The following is a 13264-nucleotide window of genomic DNA, read 5'->3' as shown; positions in this document are numbered from 1 at the left end:
GTAACGAATCGGAAGTCGACCGAGCGGTGGCGCAAGTCTGTGGTTTACTGACGCAATGGTCGACGCACTCCGCACCGCCGCGGCGGCGAATCCCGGGGCGGGCGAGATCTTCCAGATCCTTCGCGACGGCACCGCCCGCACCAAAGCCGAGCTCGCGACCATCACGGGTCTCGCGCGGTCGACTGTCGCGCTGCGGGTCGATGCCCTGCTCGCCGCCGACCTCCTGCGACCGGCAGGCGAGGCGGTCTCGACGGGCGGCCGACCGCCTGCGCGACTCGCCTTCAACTCCCGTGCCGGAGTCGTGCTCGCCGTCGACCTCGGTGCCACTCACGCCACCAGTGCCGTCGCCGATCTCGCCGGCGTGATCCTCGACTCGCGCACCCGCACGATCGACATCGGCGACGGGCCCGAGAGCCTCCTCGATCTGATCCTCGACGATGCGGGCGCTCTCCTCGAGGCCTCCCGCGCTGCCGGCATCCCGCTGCTCGGGGTGGGCATCGGCGTGCCGGGTCCCGTCGAGCATTCGACCGGGCGACCGACCAACCCGCCGATCATGCCCGGCTGGGACCGCTTCGACATCCCCGCCTACGTGCAGCGCACGTTCGACGTGCCGGTGCTCGTCGACAACGACGTGAACATCCTCGCGCTCGGCGAGCAGGCCACCACGTGGCCGCACGTCGACGACCTCGTGTTCGTGAAGGTCTCGACCGGCATCGGGTCCGGCATCATCGCCGGCGGCCAGCTGCAGCGCGGCGCGCAGGGATCGGCCGGCGATCTGGGGCACGTCCAGGTGCCGAGCGGCGCAGGCTCGACGAGGAGCCCGGCGACGAGCGCGACCTCGAAGCGCTCGCGAGCGGGTCGGCGCTGGCCGCAGCTCTGCGGGAGGCCGGGCTTGCGGCGCACAGTCCCGCAGATGTGGTCGACCTCGTCCGCTCGGGCAATGCCGCTGCGATCGAGGCGACCCGTCAGGCCGGCCGAGATGTCGGCGAGGTGCTCGCGACCGTCGTCAATCTGCTCAACCCGTCGATCATCGTGCTGGGCGGCAGCATCGCCCGCGCCGGCGAGCACCTTCTCGCCGGGGTGCGCGAGGTCGTCTATCGACGATCCATCCCCTGGCGACCCAGCACCTCGCCATCGTGCAGTCGCAGGCGGGTGACCGGGCCGCCGTGCTGGGCGCCGCGATCATGGTCGCCCGCGAGGTGCTCTCACCCGCGAACGTCGACCGCTATGTGGCGACGAAGGCGCGCTGACCGCACCGCCGCCGCCACACCGGCTGACCTCAGAGAGTCGCCTCGAAGGGATCGAAGTCGGCATCCAGCGAGCCCACCTCGTCGATCGTGCTCTCGACCTGCACGAAGCTGCGCGATTCGGCGGCCTCTTCGATCGACAGCAGCGTGTCGAGCACGTGATAGCCGAATTCCCCCGTGGCGACATGCGTCCGGCCGGCGGCGATCGACCGCGCCATGTCCAGCAGACCGACGCCGCGTCCCGAGAGCACGCCCTCCTGCTCGACGTCGACGACGTCCTGCACGGTCGGCTCCGGCGGCACGAACACGCGGGACAGCGGTCGCGTGATCGTGATCGGTCCGCCGAACGTGTTGGGGTCGGGGATCACGATCGTGCCCTCGGTGCCCGTGATCTCGACGATGCCCTGGCGCAGCAGAGGTGAGTCGGTGCTGTAGAGGCTCTGCGCCTGTCCGCCCTGCTCGAAGCCCATCAGCACGCTCAGCGTCGACGGGATCTCGACCGGGAACTCCTGTCCGGCGAGCTCTCCCACCTGCACCGTGCGCGTCGGAGCACCCTGGAGTCCGAGGGCTGCGACGGCCGCCACCGGACCGAACACGTGCACGAGCGCCGAGACGTAGTACGGCCCCATGTCGAGCAGCGGACCCGCACCCTTGGCATACAGGAACGCGGGGTTCGGATGGAAGATCTCCGGCCCCTGCCACTGGAACGCGGTCTGGGCGAAGAGGGGACGACCGATGTCGCCGCGGGCGATCGCGCGCTTCGCGGTCTGCACGCCGGGTCCGAGCACGGTGTCGGGGGCGACGCCGACACGGAGACCGGCGGCCTCCGCCCTCTGCAGCAGGCGCTGCGACTCGTCGCGGCTGACGCCGATCGGCTTCTCCGTCCACACGTGCTTGCCGGCGGCGAGGATCGCCTCCGACACCTCGACGTGCACGGCGGGGATCGTCAGGTTCACGACGATGTCGATCTCGGGGTCGTTCAGCACGAGCTCGACACCGCCCGCGCGAGGAACGCCGTACTTCTCGGCCTGCGCCTTCGCGCGGTCCTCGAGCAGATCGCCGACGGCGATCACGCGCACGTCGGGGAAGGTCGTGAGGTTCGACAGATACTGGTCACTGATGTTGCCCGCGCCGATGATCCCGACGCCGACGGGTCCGTTCCCGATCGCCATCAGCCGGCGACCTTCTCGTCGAGGTAGACGCGGCTGCGCTCGACCGCATCCCAGAGGTCGCCGTCGAAGTGGTCGAACTCGACGATCGCGAGCTCGAGAGCGGGGGCGGCCGCGATGGCCTCGATGAGCGGCACGGTGCCCTCGCCGGCTGCCACCTGATCGGCGGGCGGGTAGGCGCTCAGGAGCGCGGGATCGAGCGTGCCGTCCTTGGCATGCACCGCGATCACGCGGTCCCCGAGGCGCTGCAGCAGGGCGACCGGGTCGACCCCGCCGCGTGCGACCCAGTAGAGGTCGACCTCGAGCACGACTCGCTCGTCGAGCAGGCCGGCGAGCACCTCGAGTCCGGTGACGCCGTCGAAGACGGCCTCGAGCTCATGGGCGTGGTTGTGGTAGCCGACGCGCACGTCGACGGTCGCGCCGACGGCGGCCGCCTCGTTGAGCAGGCGCGCGGTCTCCTCGATCTGCTCGATCGACTCCCAGCGCGCCGGCTCCGTGTAGGGGTCGATGACGGTGCCCATGCCGAGCACCTTCGCCGCGGCGAACACCTCGGCGGGCGACGGCACCGGAAGAGTGGTCCCGCTGCCGTCCGGGTTGACGAACGACTCGGAGGCGAGGAACGCGTGGCCGGAGGGAGCGGTCAGGCCCGCCGCAGACAGGGCGTCGGCGAGCGGCTGAGCCCGGCGCACGAAGTCGTAGGGCTCGACGGCGGTGAAGCCTCTGGCGGCCACCTCTTTCAGCGAGCCTTCGAGGTCGGTCTCGAGCTGATCCTTGATCGTGAACAGCTGGATGGAAGTCTGAATCGCCACGGGGTCTCCTTCGGTCGTCGGTGACGTGCGGGCTGCCTTCACCCGTCTGTCCGAGCACGCTATCACCAAATACCTCCGCGCGGAAGTTTTCAATCTGTAGACTCGCCTCATGAGTCAGGATCGGGATCGCCCGCGGCAGCGCGGTGCCTACGCGAAGGGCATCGCCCGTCGCCAGGAGATCCTCGATCGCGCCATCGAGGTCTTCGCCGCACGCGGAGCCGACCGCACGAGCCTCCGCTCCATCGCCAGTGCCGTCGGCGTCACTCACGCGGCCCTCACCCACTACTTCGGGTCGCTGGAGGAGCTGCTCGTCGCGGTCTACCAGGAGAGCACGGCGCCCGGTCGCCAGCAGCCCGACGCCCTCCCGGCCGAGGCGACGCCGGTCGAGCGGATGATCGAGTCCGCGCGCACCAACCGCGAGGTCCCCGGGCTCGTCCAGCTCTACTCCATGCTCGTCGCGACCGCACTCGAAGAAGGGCACCCGGCTGCCCGTGACTTCGCGACGACCCGCTTCGCGCGGTTGCGCACGGACATGGCCGCGCTCGTGCGAGAGCAGCAGGACACGGGTCTCATACGCGAGGACGTCGATGCCGAGGCCGTCGCCGCCCTGGTCGTGGCCGCCTCCGACGGCCTGCAGACGCAGTGGCTCCTCGACGACACCGCGCCGCAGCATGAGGCACTCGCCCTGCTCGATCGACTGCTGCGTCCGACCTCTCGCTAGGGTGAGGGTGTGACAGCACCCGGCACTGATCGACGGTCGCCCTACGAGCGCGCGCTCGGCGAGCGTATCTCGGAAATCCACCCGAAGACCGCCTGGTACTTCCGCACCATCCCCGACGGGCATGTCGGAGTCGGCACGGGCGTGTTCACGAGCGCGGGCTCGCGCCATCGCTGGTTGTGGCCGGTGTTCCGCATCGCGGAATCCCTCGGAGTCGCGTTCGCCGGATGGGAGCACGACGTCCCGTTCCGCATCGAGAACCGCACGGTCGCGGGCGAGGCGCTGGCAGTCAGGCACTTCGATCTCCCAGGACGCACCTGGGTCATGCCCGACGTCGTCTCCCTCGGCGCGAACCGCATCCTCCGCAACGAGATCGGCCCCCGTCGCACGGTCGTCACGACCTTCGACATCGACGTGCGTGACGGTGCCGTCGTGCTGACCATCCGCCGGGTCGGGATGCGGTTCGGGCGGCTGCGCATCACCGCTCCGCCCTTCCTGAGTCCGCGCATCGGTCTCGTCGAGCGCTGGGACGAACAGCGCGAGCGGCACCACGTGAACATGACCATCGACGCCCCGCTGCTCGGCCGCGTCTACGAGTACACGGGATTCTTCGAGTACGCGATCGAGAGCGAGACCCCGTGACGGATCCGATGCCCCTCTCCGCAGGACCCGTCGTGATCGGCGGATCGACCGGCTTCATGGGGCAGTACCTGATCCCCCGTCTGCGGTCAGCGGGGCGGGAGGTGATCACCGTCTCGCGATCCGGCGCCGACATCTCCTGGGGAGACCAGGCGGCGATCGATCGGGCCGTCGACGGTGCGTCGCTCGTGATCGGCCTGGCGGGCAAGAGCGTGAACTGCCGCTATACGCCCGAGAACCGCGCCGCGATCTTCCGCTCGCGGCTCGACACGACCTCGTCGCTGAGCTCCGCCATCGCGAAGGCCGCGACTCCTCCCCCACTGTGGGTCAACTCCTCGACGGCGACCATCTACCGTCATGCCGAAGAGCGTCCGATGACCGAGTCGTCGGGCGAGATCGGCACGGGGTTCTCCGTCGAGGTGGCCAAGGCGTGGGAGCGCGCGCTGTTCGCGGACGACCTCCCCGGACGCGGCGGGTGGCCCTGCGCAGTGCGATCGTGCTCGGCCACGGCGGCGTGCTCGGCCCGCTGAAGAACCTGGCACGACTCGGCCTCGGAGGGGCGCAGCACGACGGGCGCTGGCCGATCAGCCGCGCACGCCGCGCCGCGGGCACAGGCCACCGCCCCGGCGCACGCCGCGGACGGCAGCGGTTCAGCTGGGTGCACGTCGAGGACGTCGCCCGCATCATCGATTTCCTCGAGGTCACGCCGACCCTCGACGGGCCCGTGAACGCCGCATCTCCGAATCCGACCGACAACGCCGACTTCATGGCCACCGTGCGGCGGTTGCTGGAGGTGCGCGTCGGTCCGCCGATGCCTCGGTGGATGCTCGAGCTCGGCGCCATCGGCATCCGCACCGAGACCGAGCTGATCCTCAAGAGCCGGTGGGTCATCCCCGAGAAGCTGTTGCTCGCCGGGTTCGAGTTCGCGTATCCCCACCTCGAAGACGCCCTGCGGGAGTCCTTCGATCTCGAGCGCGTCGGCTAGCTCGACGCGTCCGCGGCCCCGCTCGATGACGCGTCGCCGCCGTCTCGCCGACGCTTCTCGATCTCCTGACGCAGCCGCCACTCCTCGATCTCACGATCGAGATCCGCGATCTGCTGCTCCGTGCTGCGAGCGTCGACCGGCGGGGCCTGGCGTGGCTCGGCTCGGCGGGTCGCAGGGCGCGCAGCCGGCCGCATCCGGGGAAGCCGCAGACCCGCCTCCGAGTACTCCCTGCCGATCGCGAACCACAGCAGACCGCCGATCAGCGGCAGGAGGATCACGATGATGATCCACGCCATCTTCGGCAGGAATCTCACCTGCGCGTCGTCTCGGCGGATGATGTCGACCAGCGCGCCGATCATCAGCGCGATGACGAGGAGCGAGAACAGGAACGGCATGTGTTCAGGGTAGACGACGCCCGCGTCTCGCGCGCCTGCTACGGGAGCAGGTGACCCGCCGCGCGGAAGAGCTCGTACCACTCGGCGCGCGTGAGCTCGATGTCGGCGCCGGCAGCGGCATCCTGCACCCGCTGCGGGGTCGTGGTTCCGAGCACGACCTGCATCTTCGCGGGGTGACGCGTGATCCACGCCGTCGCGATCGCGATCGGTGCGACCGCGTACGATGCAGCCAGCCGATCGATCACGGCGTTGAGCTCGGCATACTCGGGGTTGCCGAGGAACACCCCCGTGAAGAAGCCGCCCTGGAAGGGCGACCATGCCTGGATCGTGATGCCATTGATGCGGCAGTACTCGACGATGCCTCCGCCGTCGCGGACGATGCTCTGGTCCTCGCCTGCCATGTTCGCGGCGACCGGCTGCGCGAGGATCGGCGCGTGCGTGATCGACAGCTGCAGCTGATTGGCGACCAGGGGCTGAGTGACCGCGGTGCGCAGGAGGTCGATCTGCCGCGGCGTGTGGTTCGAGACGCCGAACGAGCGGACCTTGCCTGCGGCCTCGAGCTCGTCGAACGCCCTGGCGACCTCCTCGGGCTCGACCAGCGTGTCGGGGCGGTGCAGCAGGAGAACGTCGATGTGGTCTGTGCGAAGCGCCGCGAGCGACCCCTCGACCTGGCGGACGATGTGCTCGTATGAGAAGTCGAACGTGCCCTCGGCGGGGTGGATGCCGCATTTGGTCTGCAGCACGATCTCGTCGCGCTCGGCGGCCGTCAGGCCCAGCGCATCGGCGAAGCGGCTTTCGCAGAAGTGCATGCTGCCGCCGTAGATGTCGGCATGATCGAAGAAGTCGATGCCGGCGCTGCGGGCGGTGTCGTACAGTTCACGGATCTGCGCATCATCCTTGTCATCGATGCGCATCATTCCGGCGACGACGGCGGGGGCTGTGGCGGATCCGAAGGGGATGGTCTTCATACCCCCACGCTAGTGCGGTCAGGGCGTGAGCCGTGCGACCGATATGTCGAGCGCCTGCGCGATGTCGGCCAGATCAGCAACGGTGAAGTCGGCCTCACCCGCGAGCTTCCTGCGGAGCGCTGCGCGGGCGATTCCCGCTCGATCGGAGAGCCAGGGTGCGTCCCGGCCCCCGCGACGCAGTTCTTCTTCGATCGCATTCGCCACCGCACGTCGCACATCTGTCGTCATTCATAGACAGTATCGCCGCATACGGGGTGCGACAAGCGTTCAGCGCACCAGTATGACGGCATCCTGGCTTCATGCCGGTGCTATCGTGACTCACGTGAAGACACCGGGCGAGCAGTTCAATGCGGCGGTAGGCCGCCAGCTCCGCGCCGAGATCGCCGCCGCCGGAAGCAGCATCGCCGCGATGGCGCGCGAGGTCGGCATCGCGAGGAGCGCTCTCGACAACTACGTCACGGGCAAGCGCTCGATCCCGGTTCCCATCCTGTACGCGGTCAGCGCGGCCCTCGACATCGCACCGCACGTGGTGATCACGCGTGCCGAAGAGCGGCTCCGTTCCGAGGGCTTCCGCGGCGGCGCCACGATCACCGCCCTGCACCCCCGCACCGATGTCCGTGGTCGACGCCAGGATGAATCCGAAGTCGCGTTCGAGTCTCCTCTCGCGCACGCTGACGACACCGACGATCTCTACGACTGACGACCACCCGGCGAGGAGGATCATGGAGGCCCTCCTTCGCCTGCTCGAAGAGAACGGGCTGCACCTCATCGAACGTCGAGGTCGGCGCCCCGGCGGCTACGAACCGCACACCGCGACCATCCGGGTCACCCCCGGTCTCAGCGCGAGGGCCACATCCAGCGTGATCGCGCACGAGCTCGGGCACGCGATGCTCGGTCACACCCCCACCGCGGATTCGTCGATCCGCGCGCGACAGGAGCGCCGAGCAGACGAGTGGGCGGCCCGACTGCTGATCGACGCCGACGCGTACGCCGAGGCCGAGAGAGCGCGAGGCACCCACCCCGCCAGCCTCGCCTTCGAGCTGGGAGTGACCGTCGAGCTCGTGACCGCCTATCGACGGCTGCTGCGTCGCGTCGGGGACACCACGTACGTCGGCGCGAGGATGGGGCGGGGCCAGTGGGAGCATCGCGCCCCGATCGTGTGACATGGCGCCGGGCGCGGCGCTGATTGAATGGCTGCATGACCTTCCGCACCACTCCGGCCCCGATCACCCTCACCGGCCGCCTCGTCGAACTCCGACCTCTGGAGACGTCTCATCACGACGGCCTCCTCGATGCGCTGCTCGAGGGTGAGCTGTGGAAGCAGGCGTGGTACACCTCGGTGCCCTCCCCGACGGGCTCGCCGCCGAGATCGACCGTCGGATCGGCCTGATCGAGACCGGTGGGATGATCCCGTTCACCGCGTTCGACGCCGAAGGACGGATCCTCGGCCTCACGTCCTATTACGACCTGGAGGCCGACGTCCCCCGGCTGCACATCGGCTACACCTGGAATCGCCCGTCGGCCCACGGCACCGGCACCAACGCCGAGTCGAAGCTGCTGCTGCTCCGGCACGCGTTCGAGGACCTCGGCGTGTTCCGTGTGGGCTTGACGACGCAGTGGGTCAACTTCCAGTCGCGGGCGGCGATCGAACGTCTGGGAGCGAAGCAGGACGGTGTCATGCGCGCGATGAGCCGATACCGCAACGGCGCGCTGCGCGACAGCGTCGAGTTCTCGATCATCGAGCCCGAGTGGCCCGCGGTGAAGGCCAACCTCGAGGCGAGGCTGGCCAGACGCGCCTGACTACTCGGTGGCGTTGCCCGACCAGTTGTCCTTGCGACGGGTGGCCGAGCCGCTGGCGCGCATCACGAACGCGAGCGACAGACTCACGATGAGCAGGCCGGCGATGAAGACGATCGCCTGGAAGTCCTCGAGCGACTGCGCGAGCCCCATGAGCCAGATGCCTCCGAGGAAGAGGATCATGAAGAAGATGAAGCTGAGGATCACGGGATCTCCTGTCGTAGCGGCCGTCATCCAGGATACCGCCTAGCGCACACGCGGCAGCGACGGAACCCCCTGGGCGATCGCCCGCGGGGGTGATTGCGTGCAGGGATGAGCACACGACTGACTGCCCTCGCCATCTCCTGCACCCTCAAGCCGTCTCCCGCGGAATCGAGCAGCGACCTCCTGGGGTCCCAGATCCTGCAAGCTCTCGCGGAGCACGGAGTCGCCGGCCAGCTGGTGCGCGCCGTCGATCACTCGATCAGTCCCGGCGTCGAGACCGACATGGGCGAAGGCGATGAATGGCCGACTCTGCGCGAGCAGGTGCTGGCGGCCGACATCCTCGTGTTCCTGACCCCCACCTGGATGGGCCAGCACTCGAGTGTCGCGCAGCGGGTGCTGGAACGCCTCGACGCCGAACTGAGCGAGACCGACGATGCGGGTCGACCGATCCTGTTCGACAAGGTCGCGATCGCCGGAATCGTCGGCAACGAGGATGGAGCCCACCACATCGCCGCGATCCTGTTCCAGGCGCTGAACGACGTCGGGTACTCGCTGCCCGCCCAGTCGTCGATCTACTGGAACGGCGAGGCGATGCAGACCATCGACTACAAGGATCTCTCCACGACCCCTGAGAAGGTCGCGCAGGCCACGGCGACGGCAGTGCGCAATGCCGTGCACCTGGCCCACAGTCTCCAGGCAGACGGATACCCCGCGGAGTAGTTCAGGACTTCGGCGCGCTCCCGCTGTCAGCCTTCGGCTGCACGTAGTCGTCGATCACGAGCTCGCCCGTCGCGTTGAGAGCGCGCATCATCTCTTCGATGCGCGCCTTCTCGATGTTGTGCGGGTCCGGAGAGGTGAAGAGGAACTGCAGCGGGATCGCCGGGTGCATCCAGACGGTGAGACGGCCGGGGTCGCCGCCTTCGCGAGGATGCCAGGTCATCATGAAGCTCTCCTGGCGACGGAGCTTCGTGCCGACGATGACCTTCAGATGAGCGAGCGTCTCGTCGTCGATGAGGATCGGCTCCGAAGTGCCGTCATATCGCAGTCTTCCCATGAAGGAAACCGTACCCCGACGCGCGTGTCATCGTGTACTCGCGTGCGCGCTCTGGCGCGGCGAGAACGTCACAACCTCATCACGGCGCGAACGCTCCACGTCGAGCCCTGCGAGCTCGAGTCGTCGGAAGACCCGACGCGGAAGCGCGGGCAGTTCGGCCGTGCGGCCCGACGGCGGCTTCGCGAGCCCGGTGATCAGCGAGAGATCGACGCCCGCGCCGCGCACCTCGATGCGGGCGTAGTCTGATCGCGTCCGCCAGACGAGATGCTGCAGCTGCCGGAAGGTGATGCGGTGGGTCGCGTTTCCGGCGCGGATGCGCAGATCGTCATCGCCGAACGCGACGCTGCAGGACAGCGTCCGTCGCCTCAGCACGGCGCGGAGCATCAGATAGACCGGCAGTCCGACGACCGCGCCCGTGAGGATGATCGCGAGGCGGGCGCCCATGTGCATCACCGCGTCGTCGAATGCGATGAGCAGCACGGTGCCCGCGGTGCCGACGACGAGGACCACCGCCACGATGGCGACCGTCAGCGCCCGCATGCGCAGGTCGAGGGCAGAGAACTGGACGTGGGATCCGCCGCCGTTCTCGTCACGCTCCCATTCGGGTGCGACAGGAGACGGGCGCCTGAGGGCATCACGCCGTCCGATGCGGTCTGTGACGCGCGACAGAAGGCCCAGCCAGATCCATCCCGCGGCGGGACCGGCGGCGATCTGCAGCACGACGATGACCGCCCGCACGGGTTCGGGCAGGCCGGCGAGCAGCTCGCTCCCGGCGTCGATCACGACGATCATCACAGCCGTCAGCACCACGGCGACACCCAGGTGCACGGCGACGCCGGCGCGCACCGGGCGCATGTCCATCGTCGCGTTGACGAAGGAGAAGGCGATGCTCCAGCCGCCGAGCAGCATGAGCAGGAACGGGAAGAAGCTCAGGTCGTCGCCCGCGATCGTCCACACCGTCGCGGCCACCAGCAGGAGCACTCCCCACGCGAGCGGAGCCCGCACGAGCCGGCGGCCGATTTCGCGCCGCATCCTCCGCTCCGAGGTCGTCGTGGGCGCCGTGTCGGTCATCGCCCCCATCCTAGAGCGAGGCCGGACGTCATCACGGGGTCACGACGTCGCGTGCGGCAGTACCGTGGATCCATGACCGCTCCTGTTGATCCGACACTCACTCCCGCCTGGTCCGAACTCGCCGCGCTGCGCGAGTCGATCACCGCCGATCTGCGAGGCTGGTTCGCCGCGGATGCCGACCGTGCGGAGCGATTCTCGTTCCCGCTCGCAGACCTCCACGTCGACCTGTCGAAGAACCTCGTCACCGACGACGTTCTCGCAGCGCTTCTGCGCCTCGCCGAGCAGACGGGAGTCGCCGAGCGATACGCCGCGATGCTCCAGGGAAGCCACCTCAACACGTCCGAGGACCGCGCCGTGCTGCACACGGCACTGCGTCGACCGGCCGACTCCTCCCCCGCGCTCGTCGTCGACGGACAGGACGTGGATGCCGACGTGCAGGCCGTGCTCGACGCACTCAGCACTTTCGCCACCAGAGTTCGCTCCGGAGAGTGGCGCGGCATCACCGGAAAGCGCGTCACCCACGTCGTCAACATCGGCATCGGCGGCTCCGACCTCGGGCCCGTCATGGTCTACGAGGCGCTCAAGCCCTATGCGGATGCCGGGATCGAGGCGCGGTTCGTGTCGAACATCGATCCCACCGACCTCGCGCAGAAGACCGCGGACCTCGACCCCGAGACGACCCTCTTCATCGTCGCGTCCAAGACCTTCACCACCCTCGAGACGCTCACCAACGCGCGCCTGGCGCGCGATTGGCTGTGGGCCGGACTCCAGGCCTCGGGAGCCATCTCCGACGACGAGGACGCCCGCACCGACGCCGTTGCGCACCACTTCGTGGCGGTGTCGACCGCGCTCGACAAGGTCGCGGCCTTCGGGATCGATCCGGCGAACGCCTTCGGATTCTGGGACTGGGTCGGCGGCCGCTACTCGGTCGACTCCGCGATCGGCCTGTCGCTCGCGATCGCGCTCGGACCCGACACCTTCCGCAATCTGCTGGCCGGCTTCCATGCGGTCGACGAGCACGTGCGCACTACGCCTCTCGAGCGCAACGTCCCGGTGCTGATGGGCCTGCTCAACGTCTGGTACGTCAACTTCCACGGCGCGCAGTCGCATGCGGTGCTGCCCTACGCACAGCAGCTGAGCCGGTTCCCGGCCTACCTGCAGCAGCTGACGATGGAGTCCAACGGCAAGTCGGTCCGCTGGGACGGCACCCCGGTCACCACCGACACCGGCGAGGTGTTCTGGGAGAGCCCGGAACCAACGGCCAGCACGCGTTCTACCAGCTCATCCATCAGGGCACCCGGCTGATTCCGGCCGACTTCATCGCGTTCGTGAACCCGGCCTACCCTCTGACCGACGGCGGGCAGGACGTGCACGAGCTGTTCCTGGCGAACTTCCTCGCGCAGACGAAGGCTCTGGCCTTCGGCAAGACCGCCGCAGAGGTCGAGGCCGAGGGAACCACCGGAGCGCTCGTCGCGGCACGCACGTTCGCCGGCAACCGCCCGACGACCTCGATCTTCGCACCCGCGCTGACACCGCAGGTGCTCGGTCAGCTGATCGCCCTGTACGAGCACATCACGTTCACGCAGGGCACGATCTGGGGCATCAACTCGTTCGACCAGTGGGGCGTCGAGCTGGGCAAGCAGCTCGCGATGCAGATCGCTCCGGCCATCGGCGGGGACGAGGCGGCCATCGACGCGCAGGACGCCTCCACGAAGGCGCTGCTCTCCTACTACCGCGCGAACCGGAAGTAGGCGAGACAGCGGGAGCGGCGGATGCAGTCGGCCACACCCGGCGACGCGCACGTCAGTGCGCGTCGCCGGGCACTGGTCGTCATCGCCGTCCTGGTGGTCGCGGCCGGTCTCGTCACACACGTCGTCGGTCGTGGTCCGATCGCGGACGCACTCGGCGACGCCCTCTATGCGGTGATGATCTACGTCGTCATCGCGATCGTGCTCCCACGAGCCCCGGTCTGGATCGTGGGTGCGAGCGCCGCGGCGCTGTGCATGCTGATCGAGTGCTTCCAGCTCACCGGTCTGCCGGCGATCTGGTCCGAGGCCTTCTGGCCGGTGCGACTCGTCCTGGGCGTCGGATTCGATGCGCGCGACCTCGTCGCCTACGCGGTGGGCGCGGGTGCCGCCGCCCTCTGCGACCACGCGATCGGTCGCCGTCTCCGCGCACGCGCACAGTAGACAGAAGAAAGACCCCCGA

Annotated in this window: 14 protein-coding genes and 4 pseudogenes; 10 read left to right on the top strand and 8 right to left on the bottom strand. The window is 68.9% G+C overall.

Annotation, left to right across the window (positions count from 1 at the left end):
* The first annotated feature begins 55 nt into the window (after window positions 1–55).
* A pseudogene (locus ACZZ93_RS16845) lies at window positions 56–1250 on the top strand (ROK family transcriptional regulator).
* 29 nt (window positions 1251–1279) lie between these two features.
* On the opposite strand, the gene ACZZ93_RS16840 reads toward ACZZ93_RS16845, so the two are convergent.
* Together ACZZ93_RS16840 and ACZZ93_RS16835 are read right to left on the bottom strand one after the other, a co-directional pair.
* Window positions 1280–2419, bottom strand: coding sequence for a Gfo/Idh/MocA family protein (locus ACZZ93_RS16840; RefSeq protein ID WP_463511603.1), 1140 nt, complete (start codon window positions 2417–2419; stop codon window positions 1280–1282).
* A complete protein-coding gene (locus ACZZ93_RS16835; protein ID WP_230100357.1) occupies window positions 2419–3225 on the bottom strand; it encodes a sugar phosphate isomerase/epimerase family protein in 807 nt (268 codons plus the stop codon). The genes ACZZ93_RS16840 and ACZZ93_RS16835 overlap by 1 nt, the downstream gene beginning before the upstream one ends.
* Before the next feature lie 109 nt (window positions 3226–3334).
* Here ACZZ93_RS16835 and ACZZ93_RS16830 point away from each other — a divergent pair, with 109 nt between their 5' ends.
* The 3 genes and pseudogenes from ACZZ93_RS16830 to ACZZ93_RS16820 all read left to right on the top strand — a co-directional run bounded on the left by ACZZ93_RS16830 (window position 3335) and on the right by ACZZ93_RS16820 (window position 5567).
* Entirely contained in the window at window positions 3335–3946 is a 612-nt protein-coding gene (locus ACZZ93_RS16830) for a TetR/AcrR family transcriptional regulator (RefSeq protein ID WP_463511602.1), read from the top strand.
* A gap of 9 nt (window positions 3947–3955) precedes the next feature.
* A complete protein-coding gene (locus ACZZ93_RS16825) occupies window positions 3956–4585 on the top strand; it encodes a DUF4166 domain-containing protein (protein ID WP_463511601.1) in 630 nt (209 codons plus the stop codon).
* 8 nt (window positions 4586–4593) lie between these two features.
* Window positions 4594–5567 (top strand): annotated as a pseudogene (locus ACZZ93_RS16820) (epimerase).
* Here ACZZ93_RS16820 and ACZZ93_RS16815 read toward each other — a convergent pair.
* The 3 genes from ACZZ93_RS16815 to ACZZ93_RS16805 are packed head-to-tail and all read right to left on the bottom strand — an operon-like array spanning window position 5564 to window position 7158.
* Window positions 5564–5962: a PLDc N-terminal domain-containing protein gene (locus ACZZ93_RS16815; protein WP_463507732.1), complete on the bottom strand. Its 399-nt coding sequence runs from the start codon at window positions 5960–5962 to the stop codon at window positions 5564–5566. The pseudogene ACZZ93_RS16820 and the gene ACZZ93_RS16815 sit on opposite strands and share 4 nt — an antisense overlap.
* A 38-nt stretch (window positions 5963–6000) precedes the next feature.
* Window positions 6001–6930 (bottom strand): aldo/keto reductase, encoded by a 930-nt coding sequence (locus ACZZ93_RS16810; RefSeq protein ID WP_463511600.1) that lies wholly within the window; start codon window positions 6928–6930, stop codon window positions 6001–6003.
* Window positions 6931–6948: 18 nt separating this feature from the next.
* Complete coding sequence (locus ACZZ93_RS16805) at window positions 6949–7158, bottom strand: hypothetical protein (protein WP_056279941.1); 210 nt, start codon at window positions 7156–7158, stop codon at window positions 6949–6951.
* Window positions 7159–7252: 94 nt separating this feature from the next.
* On the opposite strand from ACZZ93_RS16805, the gene ACZZ93_RS16800 reads away from it, so the two are divergent.
* The 3 genes and pseudogenes from ACZZ93_RS16800 to ACZZ93_RS16790 all read left to right on the top strand — a co-directional run bounded on the left by ACZZ93_RS16800 (window position 7253) and on the right by ACZZ93_RS16790 (window position 8730).
* Entirely contained in the window at window positions 7253–7630 is a 378-nt protein-coding gene (locus tag ACZZ93_RS16800) for a helix-turn-helix domain-containing protein (RefSeq protein ID WP_232224461.1), read from the top strand.
* A 22-nt stretch (window positions 7631–7652) separates the two neighbouring features.
* Complete coding sequence (locus ACZZ93_RS16795) at window positions 7653–8093, top strand: ImmA/IrrE family metallo-endopeptidase (protein ID WP_082297859.1); 441 nt, start codon at window positions 7653–7655, stop codon at window positions 8091–8093.
* A 35-nt stretch (window positions 8094–8128) separates the two neighbouring features.
* Window positions 8129–8730, top strand: a pseudogene (locus tag ACZZ93_RS16790) (GNAT family N-acetyltransferase).
* On the opposite strand, the gene ACZZ93_RS16785 reads toward ACZZ93_RS16790, so the two are convergent.
* The gene (locus ACZZ93_RS16785) at window positions 8731–8934 is read right to left on the bottom strand and encodes a hypothetical protein (RefSeq protein WP_053097189.1); all 204 of its coding nucleotides are present in this window, start codon (window positions 8932–8934) and stop codon (window positions 8731–8733) included. It lies immediately after the preceding pseudogene.
* A gap of 105 nt (window positions 8935–9039) precedes the next feature.
* Between ACZZ93_RS16785 and ACZZ93_RS16780 the strand changes: the two genes are divergently transcribed.
* On the top strand, window positions 9040–9651 hold the full coding sequence (locus ACZZ93_RS16780; protein ID WP_463511599.1) for a flavodoxin family protein: 612 nt from the start codon (window positions 9040–9042) through the stop codon (window positions 9649–9651).
* A 1-nt stretch (window position 9652) separates the two neighbouring features.
* On the opposite strand, the gene ACZZ93_RS16775 is transcribed toward ACZZ93_RS16780, so the two are convergent.
* Window positions 9653–9985 (bottom strand): DUF7882 family protein, encoded by a 333-nt coding sequence (locus tag ACZZ93_RS16775; protein WP_053097194.1) that lies wholly within the window; start codon window positions 9983–9985, stop codon window positions 9653–9655.
* 27 nt (window positions 9986–10012) lie between these two features.
* Window positions 10013–11056 (bottom strand): hypothetical protein, encoded by a 1044-nt coding sequence (locus tag ACZZ93_RS16770; protein ID WP_463511598.1) that lies wholly within the window; start codon window positions 11054–11056, stop codon window positions 10013–10015.
* Between the two features lie 72 nt (window positions 11057–11128).
* On the opposite strand from ACZZ93_RS16770, the pseudogene pgi reads away from it, so the two are divergent.
* Window positions 11129–12807: pseudogene (gene pgi, locus ACZZ93_RS16765) on the top strand (glucose-6-phosphate isomerase).
* A 21-nt stretch (window positions 12808–12828) separates the two neighbouring features.
* Complete coding sequence (locus ACZZ93_RS16760) at window positions 12829–13245, top strand: ribosomal maturation YjgA family protein (protein ID WP_463511597.1); 417 nt, start codon at window positions 12829–12831, stop codon at window positions 13243–13245.
* Window positions 13246–13264: the final 19 nt, after the last annotated feature.

It is taken from the genome of Microbacterium sp. AC026 (assembly GCF_979258475.1).
Note: the sequence above shows the minus strand (reverse complement) of the source record. Positions and strands in the feature narration are given on the sequence as shown.

Excerpts from the sequence above, each read along its gene's own strand:
- ACZZ93_RS16840 (WP_463511603.1), bottom strand. The coding sequence starts at position 2,419 with ATGGCGATCGGGAACGGACCCGTCGGCGTCGGGATCATCGGCGCGGGC.
- ACZZ93_RS16770 (WP_463511598.1), bottom strand. The coding sequence starts at position 11,056 with ATGACCGACACGGCGCCCACGACGACCTCGGAGCGGAGGATGCGGCGC.
- ACZZ93_RS16805 (WP_056279941.1), bottom strand. The coding sequence starts at position 7,158 with ATGACGACAGATGTGCGACGTGCGGTGGCGAATGCGATCGAAGAAGAA.
- ACZZ93_RS16760 (WP_463511597.1), top strand. The coding sequence starts at position 12,829 with ATGCAGTCGGCCACACCCGGCGACGCGCACGTCAGTGCGCGTCGCCGG.
- ACZZ93_RS16810 (WP_463511600.1), bottom strand. The coding sequence starts at position 6,930 with ATGAAGACCATCCCCTTCGGATCCGCCACAGCCCCCGCCGTCGTCGCC.
- ACZZ93_RS16780 (WP_463511599.1), top strand. The coding sequence starts at position 9,040 with ATGAGCACACGACTGACTGCCCTCGCCATCTCCTGCACCCTCAAGCCG.
- ACZZ93_RS16775 (WP_053097194.1), bottom strand. The coding sequence starts at position 9,985 with ATGGGAAGACTGCGATATGACGGCACTTCGGAGCCGATCCTCATCGAC.
- ACZZ93_RS16815 (WP_463507732.1), bottom strand. The coding sequence starts at position 5,962 with ATGCCGTTCCTGTTCTCGCTCCTCGTCATCGCGCTGATGATCGGCGCG.
- ACZZ93_RS16830 (WP_463511602.1), top strand. The coding sequence starts at position 3,335 with ATGAGTCAGGATCGGGATCGCCCGCGGCAGCGCGGTGCCTACGCGAAG.
- ACZZ93_RS16795 (WP_082297859.1), top strand. The coding sequence starts at position 7,653 with ATGGAGGCCCTCCTTCGCCTGCTCGAAGAGAACGGGCTGCACCTCATC.